Here is a 15321-nt window from a genome sequence, read left to right as displayed (position 1 = left end):
ACCGCGGTGTTCCGGGTGAGAGACACCCAAAAGAGACAGTCGGAGACACCCGGGACAGGACACTGCCGCCCTGCGATCAGGTGCCGCCGCCGGCCTCAGTGGCATTACGTTGGTACGGCCCGCATGATCGGCTGGACGGCGTCGATCGATTGCCGCGACGCGCATCGCGATGCGCGAGGTCGGTTGGCATGCGGTGCGCGCCACCTGCAGGGCATGGATGCCATCGGTAGATGGCTTTCCCGCGAGCGCTACGCGGCGTCGGCGCCGCAACCGGAAGCGCATGCAGGCAATGGACTCGATACAGAGACCGAGCTCGTCACCGATGGTGCCGATGCGCGCTGTGCAACAACGTCCCGGCTCCCTGACGCCGGGTTTTACGGCGATCGGCACCGAGATGACGAACCAATGCGTCGCCGTGACGTGCAATCCGCCGAGGACGCTGCAAGTTCCAGAGGCAAGGCGGCCCCCAGGGCAGCCCTGCCCTCATCGGCTTGAAGATTGGCGCAGGGCGACAGCGCGATACTGGCCTCGATCGCCATAGCGGGGGCCCTTCTTCTCGACAACGGCGCAGAGCCTGTCTTGGCCGCAGGGCACCAGGTCCGCGCGTGCGACGCGATCCAGAAAGGCGATTTCCGCGCGGCGCTGGGTGGCCTCTGCCAGCACAGGCTGGGCGCCCTGGACGGCGTAGCCGACTGCAGCCAGGCACAGGAGCGTGCCGACCAACAGCGCGCCGAGCCCGGCCCAGCTACGCCGAGTGACGGTGGTTTCCAGCGATTGCTGCGCCTGTGTATAGCGCGCGGTCGCCTGCTCAAGCGTCCTTTCCGCCTGGACCATCTTCTTGTTGAATCGCTCGGCCCCCGGTTCCAGCGTTTGCGTCAGCGCCTGGTTGCTCAATTGCGTCAGGCGGGGCAGCGCATTTTCCACCAGGCCACTGACGCGCTGGTCGGCGTGTTTGACGGCAATCTGCAGAAGCTGCAGCTGCTCCCGGACTAGATCTTCCAATGCGTGCTCGCGCCGTTGCAGCGTCCCGATCAGTGCCGCCATGGCCTGGATCGATTCTTTTAGCGTGCGTTCCGACGCGTTGGCATCGGGTAGTGCGGAGGTGTTCTGCATCTCCATAGTGTTCTCTCGATGATTCAACCTGCTGCACGTGTTCCGGCTATCCACCACCGCCGCCGCCACCATCTCCGCCACCACCACCGTCACCCTGCGGACCGCCTTGCATCGCCGGTCCGTTGGCGAACTGCGGCAATGTCATCACCATCACCGGACCACGGCTGGTCTGCACCTCTGTCGAGACGTCCATGTTCAGGGCCTGGCGCATACTCGCCTGTTCCTGAGCCTCCTGCATCGCCTGGGCATCCAGAAACTCATGCCCTTGTTTGGCAAGTGCCTGGCTATGGGGGCTATTGGCGACCCGCTTCAAGGCCTGTTCGATCGCCAGTTCGTCCTTGCAGTCGATGGCGTACAGCAACTCGTCCACATCCGGATCGCCGGTGATGGTTTTACGCTGGGGCTGCGGCCGATCCTCCTGCTCGCCCGCGGCAAGAGACCGTAGCGCGGTGTCTGCCGGAGAGGCGCGTGGTGGTCTCAGCCCAGAGGGGCCATCCGGATCGTACCCATCACGCAATTCCAACTCGGTAAACAGCCGCTCACCACGGTCCACGCGCGCCTGACGCGCTTCTGCGACGCGGTTTTCTGTTTCGAGATCCTGTTCGAGTTGGATGCGTAGCTCACGCATGGAGCGTGCTATTTCCTCCCAGGAGTCCGGATCGGCGGGCACAGCGGCAGGACGGTCGTGCTCATCTGACAGGGACACGGACAGCGGCGCGCGCGCATCGGCCGCGTCCTCGGGTGTATCGGTTGCGCGACCAGCGATCGGCATTTCCGGCGATGGCCCTGTCGCATGCGCGAGGTGTGCGGGCACTGGCAACGCTGCAGGGGGATCTGGTGCTTCCGGTGCTTGAGTCTGTGGCGTGCGCGCCTGTTGCTCGTCGCGGTGTTCTGCGGCCATCGCGGTGGCGAGCGACGGCGCGGAAGGCGCAGTCGCCGCCTGGGGCAGGTCCGCAACCTGCTGCTCCTCTGCCGGTGCGGTCTGCGCTATCGCAGCGCTCTGCGCTGTCTGCTGCTGGACTTCCTGCGGACGCTGTTCTTGCGCTTGCTGGCTTTGCGTCCGCTGCTGCGCTACGTCGGATGCATGGGCTTGCGCAGGCTCTACCAGCTGTTCCTGGGGCCGTTGGGCGACGTCATCCTGGTTAGGCCGCTGCTCGGGTTGGTGCGGCGATGTGTCTCGCGCATGGAGCGACGACGGCGCGCGCGGGGCTGCTTCCTGTGCCAGCTCCTGCTCGCGTTGTGGAGCCGTTTGGGCGTGCAGCGGCTGTTGCCCGGCATGTTGCACAGTCTGCGCCTGCAGCCGGTCCTGCTGGCTCTGCTGGGCGTCTTGTGCCTGGCGTATTTCCTGTTCGCGCTGCTGTGTCTCCTGAGCCTGCATCTGCGCTTGTTCGCGCTGCTCCGTCTCGTGCGCCTGCCGTTGGACGTGTTCGCGTTGCTGGGTGTCCTGCGCCTGGCGTTCTTGTTGCTCCAGACGCTGCGCTTGCTGCCGTGCTTCCAGCGCGGTATGCGCCTGCAGCGCCTGGGCAGCTTGCGCCCGGATGTCGTGCGATGCCTGCGCCTGCAGCGCGTGGGCGCGTGCCTGCGCCAACTGTTGATCTTGCGCCTGGCGTCCCTCCTGCTGCCGCTGCTGGTGCTCCTGCGCGGCGCTGGCGGCCTGGCCCCGGGCCTGCACGTCGAGCACATGCTGGTTGGAGGGCGGCGAGGCGGACGTGTCCGCATCCGTGGAGCCTTCTGACGAAGGCGGCGCAGAGGCCAGCTGCTGCACCGGTGCGTCCGGCTGCTGGCGAGCCTGCAGCTCCTGCAGCGCCTGACGGATGTCCTCGGTGCTGGTCACCGCTGCAATGCGCTCCACGCCATCGGCACCGCGCTGCAGATGGGCGATCGGGCTGTCGGCACCATACTGACCGCCGGGGCCTCGCTGCAGCTGCAGGGCGCCATCGCCTGCGAGTCCTTCCGCTTCGCGCGTGCGCTGGGTCGCCAGTTCGATTGCTTCGCGCCACTGCGGCTGCAGCTCCGTGCCTACGATGCGGTAGCGATACAGCGTCTGCTCGCGCTGCACGTCCTGCGGCGACGGCGGGATTTGCCGGATGGCGGCAATCGCCTGGGCCTGCTCCGCGAGCGCCGGCTGCAGCATGGCGCGCGTGGTCTCCAGTTCCAACACGCGATTGCCATCGGGCGGAGCGCCGTGGCTTGTCCACTGGCCCTCCATGTTGCGGTAGTAGCGCTGACCGTCCGAGGCGGTCAGCGCATCAGGATCCGGCAACGCCTGCTGTACGGCTGGCGACATCGGCAGCCCATCGGTCGCCCAACCGCTGCGGTGGTAGGCCAGTTCATAACGCGCGGCGATCGCCCCTGGGCTGTTGGCGATGTTGCAGGCGATGGTGGCCTGCGCCTGCGCCTCCAGTTCCGCCGCGCGAGGCGGCAATGCGGTCTCCTGCACGTAGCTGCCGCGCTCGTTGGCACCGGAGATCTCGGTCTTGACCAGACGATGCCATTGGCCGTCTGCCGGGTCACGCCGCCAGTCGGCAGTGCTCAGGCTCGGGCGGTCGGTGGCATTGGCCGGCTGGCGATACGGATCAACGGGCGCAGGCGCATCTTTGAGAGCGAGTGCGGCGGCTGCATTGGTGGCCTGGTAATTGAGTTCGCGCGCCTTTTGGTAGCTGGCGACGATGGGCGTGGCGGTGGGATTGTCGATCCCATCGCCGGTTGTATCGGCCATGCCGTCCCGCGCCCAGGCGCGGCCATCGAAGGACCACTGCGTGCCATCGCGGTCGGTCTGGTGGTAGATCGCGCGATTGTCGAGCAACGCGGCGGCTTTTTCGCCGGCCACGCTCATGAAACACGCGTCGGCGGCGATCAACACCATCGGTCCGGCGCCGGAGCTGCCCAGCGCGTAGGCCGCTGTCGTGCCGCCGGCCCAGCCACCGATATTGCGCCCGGCGAAATGCGCCAGCTCCGATTGCGCGGCCAGCGGGTTGTCCTGACCGAGCAAGTGCGTGGCGCGTTGGCCGGAGGCGACGGCATCTGCGGCGGTGGCGAGCAGGCCGGCGGTGCGCAGTGCCTGGCCTGCCGATAGCTCGCCTGCCAGTAGCTCGGCGGTGGCGAAGCCGCGTTGACCTGGCGGTACCCGCAGCGGCCGTGCAGCTTCTTCACCAAGCACATTTTCGACCTGCAGAATGCCTTGGTCGGAAAGCGTCAGGCGGCCATTTGCATGAGCTTGGGCAATTGCTTGTGAGAGTGAATTTCTACCGATCTCTGGATCGCCGCCTTTGGTGAGGTTGGTGCTGGATTGTCCTAGGTACTGAAGCGTAGAGATGACACGCTGTTCGGAATGGACGATTGATGACCAGCCGAGTTCGGGTCTCTGCAACGTTGGAATTGCGTCGATCTGAGATGCAAGCCTGCTGTCGTAGCTCGAGGCGCCCTTGAAAAACGCATTGATGCCAGGCCGCATGTCGTCTGCAACCATGCCGATCGGGGCATTGGTGTAGAGGTCTGCATTGGTTAGACCTACTCTCATTGTGTCGATCAGCCGTTCAACCTTCGGCGCAACTCTTGCAATAGCGTCTGTGTCACCCAGAATTGCCAGTTGGCCGTCTGACGTTTGCGACAAACGCCTCAATCGAGCGATTGTTCCATCCTGGTAATCCCGTATCGGGCCGCCATTATGTGGGGAAATGCCGATTTTCCGAGCTAGCACTGGATCACTTGGCATGTAAATCAAATTACGGTGCGCGTCAATTTCGAAATGATTTGCTTGCTCAAGTGCCTCAAGCAGCCGACTATTGCGCAGCGTCTGTCTTTCAGCAATATGATGCTCTTGAAAAATTGTTCGCTTAGCCATAGCGGAACTTCCCTTTAAGATCAATCACTATTCCAGCTTGAAGCATCTCTAAACCACAGTCCGCTTAAACCTCCTTCGTGTCCGACTCCGGCTTTGCGTACCGCACCCCTCATTAAGCGATCGCAAAAGACTGAGCCCCCTGAGTACTTCAAGATAAATATGTGCGAGCCTTCTGTGACCTCTTTCCGAAAAGCTAACTTAGCGCCGCCAGTAAAATCGTAATATTTTCCGTTAACAAAGTCCTCGTCAATCTCTATCTCAACCTCTGAGTTCTCCTCATCGAGCGCGTCCAGTACCCGAACTACATCGCACAAGAAATAACGAGGCCCTTCACTCCCATCTGCCATTCGAAATTCACATTCCACAAAGCTAAAGGCAAGCGGATCTATGGATGAGAATACTCGGTGTAATCGTTCGGATACGAGCCAGTAGCCGCTAAACCCGGCCTCTAGGTCTTTTGGCATTGCGCCTTTTGATGGATCATAAATTAGGCGCGGCTTTTCCGATAGTGGAGGGAATCCACCTTCGTTGGGCCTCAAAATTAGTCGCGAGGGGGACAGGAGCTGTTTGACATTTTCGAATACCACTCCAAGTTCAGGCCCACAGTCAAGGCTAGGCATTAAAAAATAGAACTCGCCTTCTTCTGGTGTGTTTCGAACGTTCATTAGCATCTATCTCTCTGACTTGTACGGCAGGTTGCGGCAATGTCGGCGGTCGGCAGGCCCATTGAATGTCCGACCTCGTCCTATGGTGCCCTCATAACACTGAGGAGGCAGTAGGGGAAGTCTGATCGTTCGCTCCTGCACGTAGCTGCCGCGCTCGTTGGCACCGGAGATCGCGGTCTTGACCAGGCGATTGCATTGTCCGTCTGCCGGGTCGCGCCGCCAGTCGGCGGTGCTTAGGCTCGGGCGGTCGGTGGCGTTGGCCGGCTGGCGATACGGATCAACCGGTGCAGGCGCATCTTTCAGCACCAGTGGGCGGCAGCATCGGTGGGCTCAGGCGATGCATGCGCGCTGGATGCGCTCCTTCCGCCAGCATCCCGGGCTCAGACGGCGCGCGCGGCCAGTGCCGGTACCTGCACACGTTCCCGGCCGGGCCAGGGTGTGTGGTCATCGAGGAAGTCGCCGACCATGCGCATGCAGGCCGCGCGTTCTTCCACGTGCGGCATGTGGCTGGAGTTGGCGAATACATGCCAGCGCGCATCCGGAATCAACCGCGCATAGGGCTCCACGGTTTCCGGCGTGGCTTCGTCGTACTTGCCCGACAGCACCAGCGTGGGCGCGGTGATGCGGTGCAGGCGCTCGATGATGCTCCAGTTGCGCAGGCTGCCGACCACGTGGAATTCGGTGGGGCCGTTCATGGCGTGATAGACGGTGGGATCGGCCTCGATGGCGGCAAAGGTCCGCACCACCTCGTCGGGCCATGGCAGCAACCGGCACACATGGCGCGCGTAGAACGCCTGGCTTGCCGCCCGATAGGCCGGGTGGTCCAGCGTGCCGGCGGCCTCGTGTTCGTCCAGTGCGGCCTGCACCGGTTCGGGCAGGCCGTCGCGCAGGCGCAGTGCGGCCGCGCGCCACAGGCCCATGGAGGCCGGCGAATTGGCGATCACCAGCGCACGCAGCCCGCTGGGCCGACGCACCGCGTGTTCGGCCGCCAGCATTCCGCCCCAGGACTGGCCGAGCAACGCGTATTGCGACAGCCCCAGATGCTCGATCAGGCGCTGCAGTTCGTCCAGGAACAGGCCCACTGTCCAGAACGCAGGGTCGGCATTGGGAAGGTGGGTGGAGCGGCCATTGCCGAGCTGGTCGTAATGAATCACCGCACGCCCGCTGGCGGCCAGGTCCTTGAAGCTGTCGACGTAGTCGTGCGTACATCCCGGGCCGCCATGGGCAACCACCAGCGGACAGGCATCGCTGCGCAGGTCGCCGGTGATGCGGTACCAGGTGCGATAGCCGCGAAATTCGACGTAACCTTCGGTGGACTGCATGACCTGCGCTGCCTGCGGCAATGATGAGCGCCGAGCCTAGCGGGCAGCCGGCCTGGCGTTAACTGGCAAATCTCACAGGTTTGCGCTGCTTCTGGGCTGCCGCCTCGGGAGCTGCCAATGCGCATGACCGGCAATGCGGTCGATCCGCTTAAGAGCAGCTCTAAATCCCTTATGGCTCCAGCAACCGATAGTGCATACCACGCACCACCGCCTCGACACGGTTGCGCGCGCCCAGCTTACGTGCGGCCGAGTTCAGGTGCAGGTTCACCGTTGCCGTGGAGCGATTGAGCGCGGCGGCGATGCTCTTGGCGGTCAACCCCTTGGCCGAGTACTGCAGGCATTCGCGCTCGCGCCGGGTCAGCGCGATGTGGTGACAGCGGCGCTCCTGCGGATCCAGCAGCTCCTGCGCGCGCGCCTGGAAGGCGTGCGCAAGCAACAGGAACGGCGACAGCTGGGCTTCGGCCAGGCGCGGCGCTTCCGTGGCCACCGCATCCACCGCCCCGCTGAAGGTCGCAAACGCGCCGCCGGGCAGATGCAGGGGCACGGTGACACCGGTGCCCATCCCGCTGTCGCACAGATAGCGCGTCACCTGCCGATGCTGGCCGCCAACGTATTCCACGCCGTCGCAGTCGCCATCGGTGCGGTAGGACCACACGAACGGCGTGGTGCGCCGCGTGGCACGCTGCTGAACAGGGTCATGCTGGTAATAGCCATGCTCGCACCAGACATGCTGCATGTCGCCAGGGGCATTGCGCTGCATGAATACCGTCGGGGTGATCAACGCGCCCTCCATGCTCAACGGCACCGGCGCGTAGTCGTACACCACCGACTGGAATCCCAACGCGCAGACGTCGCTGAACACTCGGTCCAGGCAGGCATCGAGCGTGTGCAATGCCTGCAGGTCGCGGCCCAGGCTGGCCAGAGTGTCGAACATGGGCTTCCTTCAGGCCTCCAGAGGCACTGGACGCATCCAGCATGGAAAACCTAGCATTTTTACCAGTGGTTGGGCTTGCCGGCCACCTTATCGTCACAATGCCGGTCACACGGCTGCACTGCAGCATCGCCAACCTCGCCAACCTCGCCACCCGTGCCCGCCTCGACCCCGGCCTTCCTGACAGCGAACCCCTGCATGACCGATACCCCTCGCCGCGACGATGCGGCTGCACTGGAACGTTTTGGCTATACGCAGGAGCTCAAGCGCCAGCTCACGCTGAAGGACCTGCTGATCTACGGTCTGGTGTTCATGGTGCCCACCGCGCCGTTCTCGATCTTCGGTGGCGTATTCGACATCAGTGCGGGCATGGTGCCACTGACCTATCTGGTCGGCTTCGTGGCGATGCTGTTCACCGCGCTGAGCTACCAGCAGATGTCGCAGGCGTTTCCGGTGGCCGGCTCGGTGTATGCCTACGTGGGACGCGGATTGAGCAGCGGCATGGGCTTCCTGGCCGGCTGGGCGATCCTGCTCGACTATCTGCTGGTGCCCACCCTGCTCTACGTGGTCGGCGCCAATGCGATGCACAACGTGCTGCCGTCGGTGCCGCAGCCGGCGTGGATCGCGTTCTTCGTGGTGCTCAACACCGTGGTCAACCTGCGCGGGATCGAAACCACTGCGCGGGCCAACCGGGTGTTTCTGTATGCGCAACTGGTGGTGCTGGCGGTGTTCGTGGTGCTGGCGAGCCTGGCGATCCAGCGCGGCGTCAATGGCGCGCACTGGTCGTTGCGCCCGTTCTACAACCCGCAGGCGTTCTCGCCGCAGCTGATCTTCAGCGCGTTGTCGGTGGCAGTGGTGTCGTTCCTGGGCTTTGATGCGATCTCCACGCTGTCGGAAGAAGCACGCGGCGGCAACCGCGTGGTCGGCCGCGCCACCTTGCTGGCCTTGTTGCTGGTGGCCGGATTGTTCGTGCTGCAGACCTGGCTGGCCGCCCTGCTGCAACCCACCCTGCTGCGCTACCCCAGCCAGCAGGCATCCAACGATGCATTCTTCGAGATCGGCCACCTGATCGCCGGGCCATGGCTGCAGATCGTGATCGCACTGACGGTGGCCATCAGTGCGGCAATCGCCAATTCATTGGTGGCGCAGGCGGCCACCTCGCGGCTGTTGTTCGCCATGGCGCGCGATCGCCAGTTGCCGGCATTACTGCGCTACATCCATCCGCGCACCGGTGTGCCGCAGCGCGCCATCCTGCTGGTGGCGGCGCTGAGCATGGTGCTGGGCGAAGTCTTCGTCGGCCAGATCGCCTTGCTGTCGTCGCTGTGCAATGTGGGCGCGCTGACTGCTTTCGTGCTGCTGCATGTGGCAGTGGCCTGGCATTTCCGCCGGCAGGGCCGGCTGGTCCTGCATGGCATGGTGCCGTTGATCGGCAGCGTAATCCTGGGCTATGTGCTGATCAATGCCGACCGGCATGCGCAACTCGGCGGAATGGCGTGGCTGACGGTGGGCCTGGCGGTGCTGGCCTTCCTGAAAGTCAGCGGGCGCTCGACCGAGTTCCGTGCCAGCGATGCGCTGGAGTAGCCCGCTTCACCGCCGAGCCCCAGCACTGCGCTGCAGCTCTCTGTAAGCGCTTGCAGGTAGCCGAGTGGCGGCCGATCCCCGCCCCGCACGCGCCCAGCGTGCGATCAGGCGCGCGCAATGCGGCGCAAGGACGTCGTTGCGCAACGGCAGGCTGACGTCGCCAATGCTGCAAGCATCCCTGACGCGTATTGCCGCGGCAGCGTGTCCGCATGGCAGCGCCTTGCGCTCTGCCTGCGGTGCGAGGTGATCGCAGCTGCAACGTTGGCGAGGCTTGGCAACGCAAGGCCGATGAAGGACATTATCGTTTTATCGAATGATCATCTCTGAAAGAGATTTTCAGCACATATTCAGTTGTAAACATTCGCTAGTCTCATCTGGCGCCAACGATGGCGCCGCAGGCCCTGGCCCCCGCCGCTGCCTGCCGTCCCCTGACGAGAAGGACTACCCATGATTCGCAAGAATGCGTTGTATCTGGCGCTGTTTTCCGCTGTTTCCGGCTCCGCGCTGGCCGCGCCGCCCACCGAGATGGATGCCGCACCGGTGAGCACCGCGCCGCAGGCGGCCAAGCTCGGCGCGGCGACATTGCAGTCGGCAAGCCTGCGTGGCGGCATCCTGCCCACGCGTGTGGTGCAACTGGCCGCACCCAGCAGCAAGGAACTCGGTCGCGTGCGCGAAAAGCGCATTGCGCAAGTCAAACATGGGCAGCCGCTGCAGATCGGCTTTTCGCGTGCGGTGACGCAGCCGTCGGTCAGCCTGGCCAAGCTGGATTGGCAGATGGCCGGCGACGGTTCGCGCGTTGCCACCATGAAGCTCGGCTCCGCGCAGGCGGCGGCGCTGCGCGCGGCGCTGGTGCTGCGCGGCGCCGGTGCAACGCCGGGCGATCCGTCGCGGGTGACGCTGCGTTTTGCCGGCGATGATGGCCGCGTCTTCGAACAATCCGGCGCCAGCTTCGTCGGCACCGGCGATGCCATCGGCTGGTCGCCGACGGTCAGCGGCGACAACCTGCTGGTGGAGATCTCGCTGCCGGCCTGTATCCGGAAAACTTCAGCCTCAGCGTTCCGCAGCTGTCGCATCTGGACATCAGCCCCACGGCCAGCCCGCGCGACATGATGACCATTGCCATTGGCGAAAGCGATTCGTGCCAGAACGATATCGTCTGCCGCGCCAATCCCACCGCCGGCTTCACCAGTGCCGCCAAGGCGGTGGCACGCATGGTGTTCACCACCAGCCAGGGCTCGTTCCTGTGCACCGGCACCCTGCTCAACAATACCAATACGCCCAAGCGCAACCTGTTCTGGACCGCGGCGCACTGCATCAGCACGCAGACGGTGGCCAACACGCTGCAGACCTACTGGTTCTACGACGCGGCCAGCTGCAATGGCAACACCGCCAGTGCGCAGGCGACCACGCTGACCGGCGGTGCGTTCCTGCGCCATGCCAACACCGCACGCGACACCGCGCTGCTGGAGTTGAAGACCGCACCGCCAAGCGGCGCTTTCTACGCGGCCTGGAACAGCGCGGCGATCGGCTCGACCGGCACCTCGATCGTGGGCATCCACCATCCTTCCGGCGACGTCAAGAAGTATTCGCTGGGCACGGTCAATGGGTTGAACACGTCCATCGACGGCAAGAGCCCGTTCTATCGCGTGGTCTGGAACGACGGTGTCACCGAAGGCGGCTCCTCCGGCTCGGGCCTGTTCACCATCGCCAGCGGTGGCGCGTACCAGCTGCGCGGCGGCCTGTACGGCGGGTATTCGTACTGCACCGCGCAGACCGACCCGGACTACTACTCGCGCTTCTCCGACGTGTACTCGTCGATCTCCACGTTCTTCGGGCAGTAAGCGAGATGGCAGGTGGCAGGCGCCTGGTCGCCTGCCACGTGTCGCCAGCGTGCCAGCGTGCCAGCGTGACCGGCGCGTCTCGCCCCATGCGCCCGATGCATCGCCAGCCTGCGCTCCACATCGCCATCGCTGCAGGCGACCGCCGGGCTGAGCCACTATGGCAAGACAGTGACGCGTTCGCGTGCTGCGTCATTCCACAGCCGCGCTTTTGCGGCCTCGCCCAGCAAGGTGGTCGGGGCGCTATTGCCTGCACGATGCGTATAGAGGATCCAGTTCGGCAAGCCGGGCAATGCGGTGTTCGCTTCCACGGCCCGCGTGCCCTGGAAGCGCACCAACCGATACACCCAGAAGGTATGCCAGCGCCGGTCGCGCGTGGCAGCGGGGTCGGCGGTGATCACCGACAGCTGCAGCAGCGCACAGCCGCGGCGTCCCGGCACACGCCGGTAATCGTCGGCACTGGGCTCGTGCGTGGGTACACGAAGCGCACGGTAGCGATCGCCTTGCGAGAGCACCACGATGCGCCACGCATTGCCGCCTGCCAGACCAACGCCGCCACTGCCCAGGGTCACCACGTAATCCGCACGGCCGTCGCCATTGAGATCGGCGCGCTCCACGCCATGAAAGCCGAGCAAGCCGCCGCCCAGTTCGACCGCTGCCAACTGCACGCGGCCGGCAGCATCCTGGACCTGCAGCGTCGGCGCCGCGCCACGGTTATCCATGGCGAGCACGGTCCCCGCGTCGCGAAAATGGGTGATGCCCTCCCATTGCGCACGGCCCTCCTCCGCCGGCAGTTCGGCTACCGGGCATTGCGAGCCCGCCGGAGGTCGCGACCACGGCGGATACTGCGGGTGCCAGGCATGTGCGCCGGAGGACAGCACCAGCAGCGCGATCAAGACGTAGCGCATAGCCGCCATGCGGCAGCTTGCCGGTGATGTCATCGCGCGCATTCCATGGCGGTGCCTACGGTCTCGGTAGTGCCGCACTATGCGCAAGGCCATTGCCTGCGGCAAGGCCGTGCAGCGGCAACGCTGGTGCGCTGCGCCCCCGGCAGGATCGCTCGCCGGCGCTGGCGGCATTCATCGCCCGCCTGCCGATCTACGCTCACGTGGTGCGCAGCGCGATGCTGGGTGCGCTGCGGCATGCAGACTGCCCCATTGCCCCACATCGCTATGTACGGGCGGCCGGCGCGTTGGGCGTGCTGCACATCGTGCATCGTCGCCAAGCTGCAGGGCCTGGCCCGGCAGGCAGCGATGGCGGCACGGCGTCGCTGTCGGCACACTCTGCACTTTCGGCGCGCCCAAGGAATCGTCATGCCCGCCCCCCTCATGTCGCACTCCCGCCGGGCGCTGCTGCAGCTGACAGTGTCCGCGGGGATAATGTCCACGGCCAGGCCACTCGTGGCGGCGTCCAGCTCCGGCGCCAGCCTCGCGCATGCCAATGGCAACGCGGCGGCGCCTGCACCGTTTCTGGCCAAGGGCAGCGTGCTGGTATTGCTGGGCACCAAGGGCGGGCCGACGCCCTCGCCCCTGCGTGCAGCGGCCGCCAATGCGCTGGTGATCGACGGGCAGCCCTATCTGGTCGACTGCGGCAACGGTGTCGCGCAGCAACTGGCCAAGGCCGGCATCGCGCTGCCGGCACTGCGCGACATCTTCCTGACCCACCATCACTCCGACCACAACGCCGACCTGCTCAACGTGGTGTGGCTGGCCTGGGCCAGCGGCCTGCAGACGCCGGTGCATCTGTATGGGCCACCAGGCATCGGCGCGATGGTGGATGCGTTCGTGACGATGAATGCCATCGACATCGAGGCGCGCATGCGCGAGGAAGGCCGCCCGCCGTTCCGGCCGTTGATCCATGTGCATGAGTTCGACCAGCCCGGCATGGTGCTGCGGAACGATCAGGTGGAAGTCACCGCTGCCCTGGTGGACCACTACACGCTCAAGCCGGCCTTTGCGTACCGCTTCGCGGCGCGCGACCGCAGCGTGGTGTTCTCCGGCGACACGCGCTATCTGCCGGCGCTGGCCGACTTTGCCAGGGACACCGATGTCCTGGTGCATGAGGTGATGTACCTGCCCGCGTTGGAAAAGATGCTCAAGACCAGCGACAACGCGCCCACCTTGCTCGACCACCTGCTCAAGAGCCATTCCACCAGCGAAGAGGTCGGCAGGATCGCCGCCGCTGCCCGCGCGAAGCTGCTGGTCCTGAGCCACTTCGTGCCTGGTGGCGACCCATCCATCACCGACGCGATGTGGAGCGAGGGTGCACGCAAGCACTACGCCGGCCCGATCGTGGTCGGCGCCGACCTGATGCGGTTGTAGCGCAGCAGATGGCGCTGATCCAACGCGGGATGGCTAGCGGGCCATGACCGGCGTGCGCGCTCCCCACACTTCCGGCCTTGCCTTGCAATAGCGTTCGATGAAGGCCTGCTGCGAGGGAAACTGCTCCACCGCCTGCTGGATCGGCTGGGCGATGCCGTCCAGCAGGCGTTGCAGATCCTGGTCGGAGAACGCGCGTGTCAGCGGGTGATGTTGCTCCGGCATCAGGCCCTGGCCCATCAGCACATGCGTCCAGGAATCGACCCGGAACAATTCGTCCGCCGCCTGCCAGGCGTGCGCACGCTCGCGCCAGGCGCGCAGGCGCACTGCCAGCGACTCCGGCAGCTCCATCTCGCGGCATTGCCGCCACAGCGGTTCCTCGCGCTGGGTGGCGTGGTAGTGCAAGGTGACGAAATCGCGCACGTGTTCCATCTCGGCGCGGCTGACATCGTTGAACAGCTGCACCTGCGACGGCGCGATGCCCTGCGCCGGGAACAGCGTCAGCAGCCGCACCACCGCCGAGATGGTGAGGTGGATGCTGGTGGATTCCAGCGGCTCGATGAAACCACTGGCCAGGCCCAGCGACACCACGTTCTTGTTCCAGGCCTTGAGCCGGCGGCCGGTGCGGAAGGGCACCATCCAGGGATCCTTCACCGCGGGGGCGGCCACGTCGCGCAGCAGCTTGGCATGCGCCTCGTCGTCGGACAGGTGCCGGCTGGAGAACACCAGGCCGTTGCCCACACGGTGCTGCAGCGGAATATGCCAGCGCCAGCCGGCTTCGTGCGCGATGGCGCGCGTGTACGGCACCGGCGGGCCCAGCGCCTCGGTCTGCACCGCCACCGCGCGGTCGCACGGCAACCAGTGGCTCCAGTCTTCGTAGCCGGTGTGCAGGGTCTGCTCGATCAACAGGCCGCGGAAACCGCTGCAATCGATGAACAGATCGCCGGCGATGACCTGCCCGTCTTCCAGCACCAGGCTGGCGACATCGCCGCTGTCCGGGTGCACCGTCACCTGCTGGATCCGGCCCTCAATGCGGGTGACGCCACAGGCCTCGCTGCGCGCACGCAGGAAGCGCGCGTACAGCGCGGCATCGAGGTGGTAGGCGTAGTTGACCGCGGGCTCGCGCGGCAAGGCGAAGCGGTCCACGCGCGAGGCCACGGTTTCCAGGCAGTAATCGCCAAAGCTGCCGCCCATGCCGCGGCGCCGGCTTTCCAGCCACAGATGATGGAACGCGCACACCAGGGTGCTCTGCCCGGTGATACCGAACGGGTGGATATAGCGATCGCCCTGGCGCAGCCAGTGCTCGAAGGAGATCGAGAGCTTGAAGGTGCCCGCCACCTCGCGCAGGAACTCCTGCTCGTCGATCTGCAGGAACCGGTGAAAGGTGCGGATCGGCGGCACCGTCGATTCGCCGACACCCACCGTGCCGATCTGCTCGGACTCGACCAGGGTGATGTCGAGCAGATCGCGGAACTGATGCGACAGCGCGGCGGCGGCGATCCAGCCGGCCGTGCCACCGCCGGCGATGACCACCTTGCGAATCTGAGCCTGAGTCACTGCGAACTCCCGTGAACTGGTTGTGGAATGGCGGCTGCCATGTGGAGCGATCCTGCTCGGCACCGCAGAAGGCGTGCACGCACATCGATACCAACACGGCATGAGGATGCGCTGCCACGCGCCCTGCCGATGGACGGCGCAGTCATCCGGCA

11 protein-coding genes and 1 pseudogene are annotated in these 15321 nt (G+C 65.3%); 5 read left to right on the top strand and 7 right to left on the bottom strand.

The window, feature by feature from the left end; genetic code table 11:
- The first annotated feature begins 123 nt into the window (after positions 1-123).
- The gene (locus tag XcodCFBP4690_RS22915; RefSeq protein ID WP_208622748.1) at positions 124-495 is read left to right on the top strand and encodes a hypothetical protein; all 372 of its coding nucleotides are present in this window, start codon (positions 124-126) and stop codon (positions 493-495) included.
- On the opposite strand, the gene XcodCFBP4690_RS14490 is transcribed toward XcodCFBP4690_RS22915, so the two are convergent.
- From XcodCFBP4690_RS14490 to XcodCFBP4690_RS14470, 5 genes are all read right to left on the bottom strand, one after another.
- Complete coding sequence (locus XcodCFBP4690_RS14490) at positions 484-1206, bottom strand: hypothetical protein (RefSeq protein WP_410049674.1); 723 nt, start codon at positions 1204-1206, stop codon at positions 484-486. The two genes, XcodCFBP4690_RS22915 and XcodCFBP4690_RS14490, sit on opposite strands and share 12 nt — an antisense overlap.
- The gene (locus XcodCFBP4690_RS14485) at positions 1160-4957 is read right to left on the bottom strand and encodes a hypothetical protein (protein ID WP_146091909.1); all 3798 of its coding nucleotides are present in this window, start codon (positions 4955-4957) and stop codon (positions 1160-1162) included. Before XcodCFBP4690_RS14485 ends, XcodCFBP4690_RS14490 begins: the two co-directional genes overlap by 47 nt.
- Positions 4958-4977: 20 nt before the next feature.
- Positions 4978-5622, bottom strand: a complete 645-nt coding sequence (locus tag XcodCFBP4690_RS14480) for a DUF1629 domain-containing protein (RefSeq protein WP_104541928.1) — start codon at positions 5620-5622, stop codon at positions 4978-4980.
- A gap of 380 nt (positions 5623-6002) precedes the next feature.
- Complete coding sequence (locus XcodCFBP4690_RS14475) at positions 6003-6944, bottom strand: proline iminopeptidase-family hydrolase (protein ID WP_104541842.1); 942 nt, start codon at positions 6942-6944, stop codon at positions 6003-6005.
- Between the two features lie 169 nt (positions 6945-7113).
- A complete protein-coding gene (locus tag XcodCFBP4690_RS14470) occupies positions 7114-7878 on the bottom strand; it encodes a LuxR family transcriptional regulator (RefSeq protein WP_104541840.1) in 765 nt (254 codons plus the stop codon).
- A 195-nt stretch (positions 7879-8073) separates the two neighbouring features.
- On the opposite strand from XcodCFBP4690_RS14470, the gene XcodCFBP4690_RS14465 reads away from it, so the two are divergent.
- The 3 genes and pseudogenes from XcodCFBP4690_RS14465 to XcodCFBP4690_RS14460 all read left to right on the top strand — a co-directional run bounded on the left by XcodCFBP4690_RS14465 (position 8074) and on the right by XcodCFBP4690_RS14460 (position 11297).
- A complete protein-coding gene (locus XcodCFBP4690_RS14465) occupies positions 8074-9456 on the top strand; it encodes an APC family permease (RefSeq protein WP_104541838.1) in 1383 nt (460 codons plus the stop codon).
- Between the two features lie 117 nt (positions 9457-9573).
- Positions 9574-9783 carry a hypothetical protein gene (locus XcodCFBP4690_RS22470; RefSeq protein WP_146091908.1) on the top strand — a complete coding sequence of 70 codons (210 nt, stop codon included), beginning with the start codon at positions 9574-9576 and terminating at the stop codon, positions 9781-9783.
- Positions 9784-9903: 120 nt separating this feature from the next.
- Positions 9904-11297 (top strand): annotated as a pseudogene (locus XcodCFBP4690_RS14460) (trypsin-like serine peptidase).
- 155 nt (positions 11298-11452) lie between these two features.
- Here the strand turns inward: XcodCFBP4690_RS14460 and XcodCFBP4690_RS14455 are convergent.
- Positions 11453-12235 (bottom strand): hypothetical protein, encoded by a 783-nt coding sequence (locus tag XcodCFBP4690_RS14455; protein ID WP_167394631.1) that lies wholly within the window; start codon positions 12233-12235, stop codon positions 11453-11455.
- A 372-nt stretch (positions 12236-12607) separates the two neighbouring features.
- Between XcodCFBP4690_RS14455 and XcodCFBP4690_RS14450 the strand changes: the two genes are divergently transcribed.
- On the top strand, positions 12608-13615 hold the full coding sequence (locus XcodCFBP4690_RS14450) for an MBL fold metallo-hydrolase (RefSeq protein WP_104541834.1): 1008 nt from the start codon (positions 12608-12610) through the stop codon (positions 13613-13615).
- Positions 13616-13648: 33 nt separating this feature from the next.
- On the opposite strand, the gene XcodCFBP4690_RS14445 is transcribed toward XcodCFBP4690_RS14450, so the two are convergent.
- Positions 13649-15169 (bottom strand): tryptophan halogenase family protein, encoded by a 1521-nt coding sequence (locus XcodCFBP4690_RS14445; RefSeq protein WP_104541832.1) that lies wholly within the window; start codon positions 15167-15169, stop codon positions 13649-13651.
- Positions 15170-15321 lie beyond the last annotated feature (152 nt).

The organism is Xanthomonas codiaei (assembly GCF_002939785.1).
In the GTDB taxonomy this organism is placed as follows: domain Bacteria; phylum Pseudomonadota; class Gammaproteobacteria; order Xanthomonadales; family Xanthomonadaceae; genus Xanthomonas; species Xanthomonas codiaei.
The sequence above is the reverse complement of the archived record's forward strand: the minus strand, read 5'-3'. Positions and strand labels throughout refer to the sequence as shown.

Coding starts and splice junctions, on each gene's coding strand:
- XcodCFBP4690_RS22915 (WP_208622748.1), top strand. CDS start 124: ATGATCGGCTGGACGGCGTCGATCGATTGCCGCGACGCGCATCGCGAT.
- XcodCFBP4690_RS14485 (WP_146091909.1), bottom strand. CDS start 4,957: ATGGCTAAGCGAACAATTTTTCAAGAGCATCATATTGCTGAAAGACAG.
- XcodCFBP4690_RS14480 (WP_104541928.1), bottom strand. CDS start 5,622: ATGAACGTTCGAAACACACCAGAAGAAGGCGAGTTCTATTTTTTAATG.
- XcodCFBP4690_RS14475 (WP_104541842.1), bottom strand. CDS start 6,944: ATGCAGTCCACCGAAGGTTACGTCGAATTTCGCGGCTATCGCACCTGG.
- XcodCFBP4690_RS14470 (WP_104541840.1), bottom strand. CDS start 7,878: ATGTTCGACACTCTGGCCAGCCTGGGCCGCGACCTGCAGGCATTGCAC.
- XcodCFBP4690_RS14465 (WP_104541838.1), top strand. CDS start 8,074: ATGACCGATACCCCTCGCCGCGACGATGCGGCTGCACTGGAACGTTTT.
- XcodCFBP4690_RS22470 (WP_146091908.1), top strand. CDS start 9,574: ATGCGGCGCAAGGACGTCGTTGCGCAACGGCAGGCTGACGTCGCCAAT.
- XcodCFBP4690_RS14455 (WP_167394631.1), bottom strand. CDS start 12,235: ATGACATCACCGGCAAGCTGCCGCATGGCGGCTATGCGCTACGTCTTG.
- XcodCFBP4690_RS14450 (WP_104541834.1), top strand. CDS start 12,608: ATGCCCGCCCCCCTCATGTCGCACTCCCGCCGGGCGCTGCTGCAGCTG.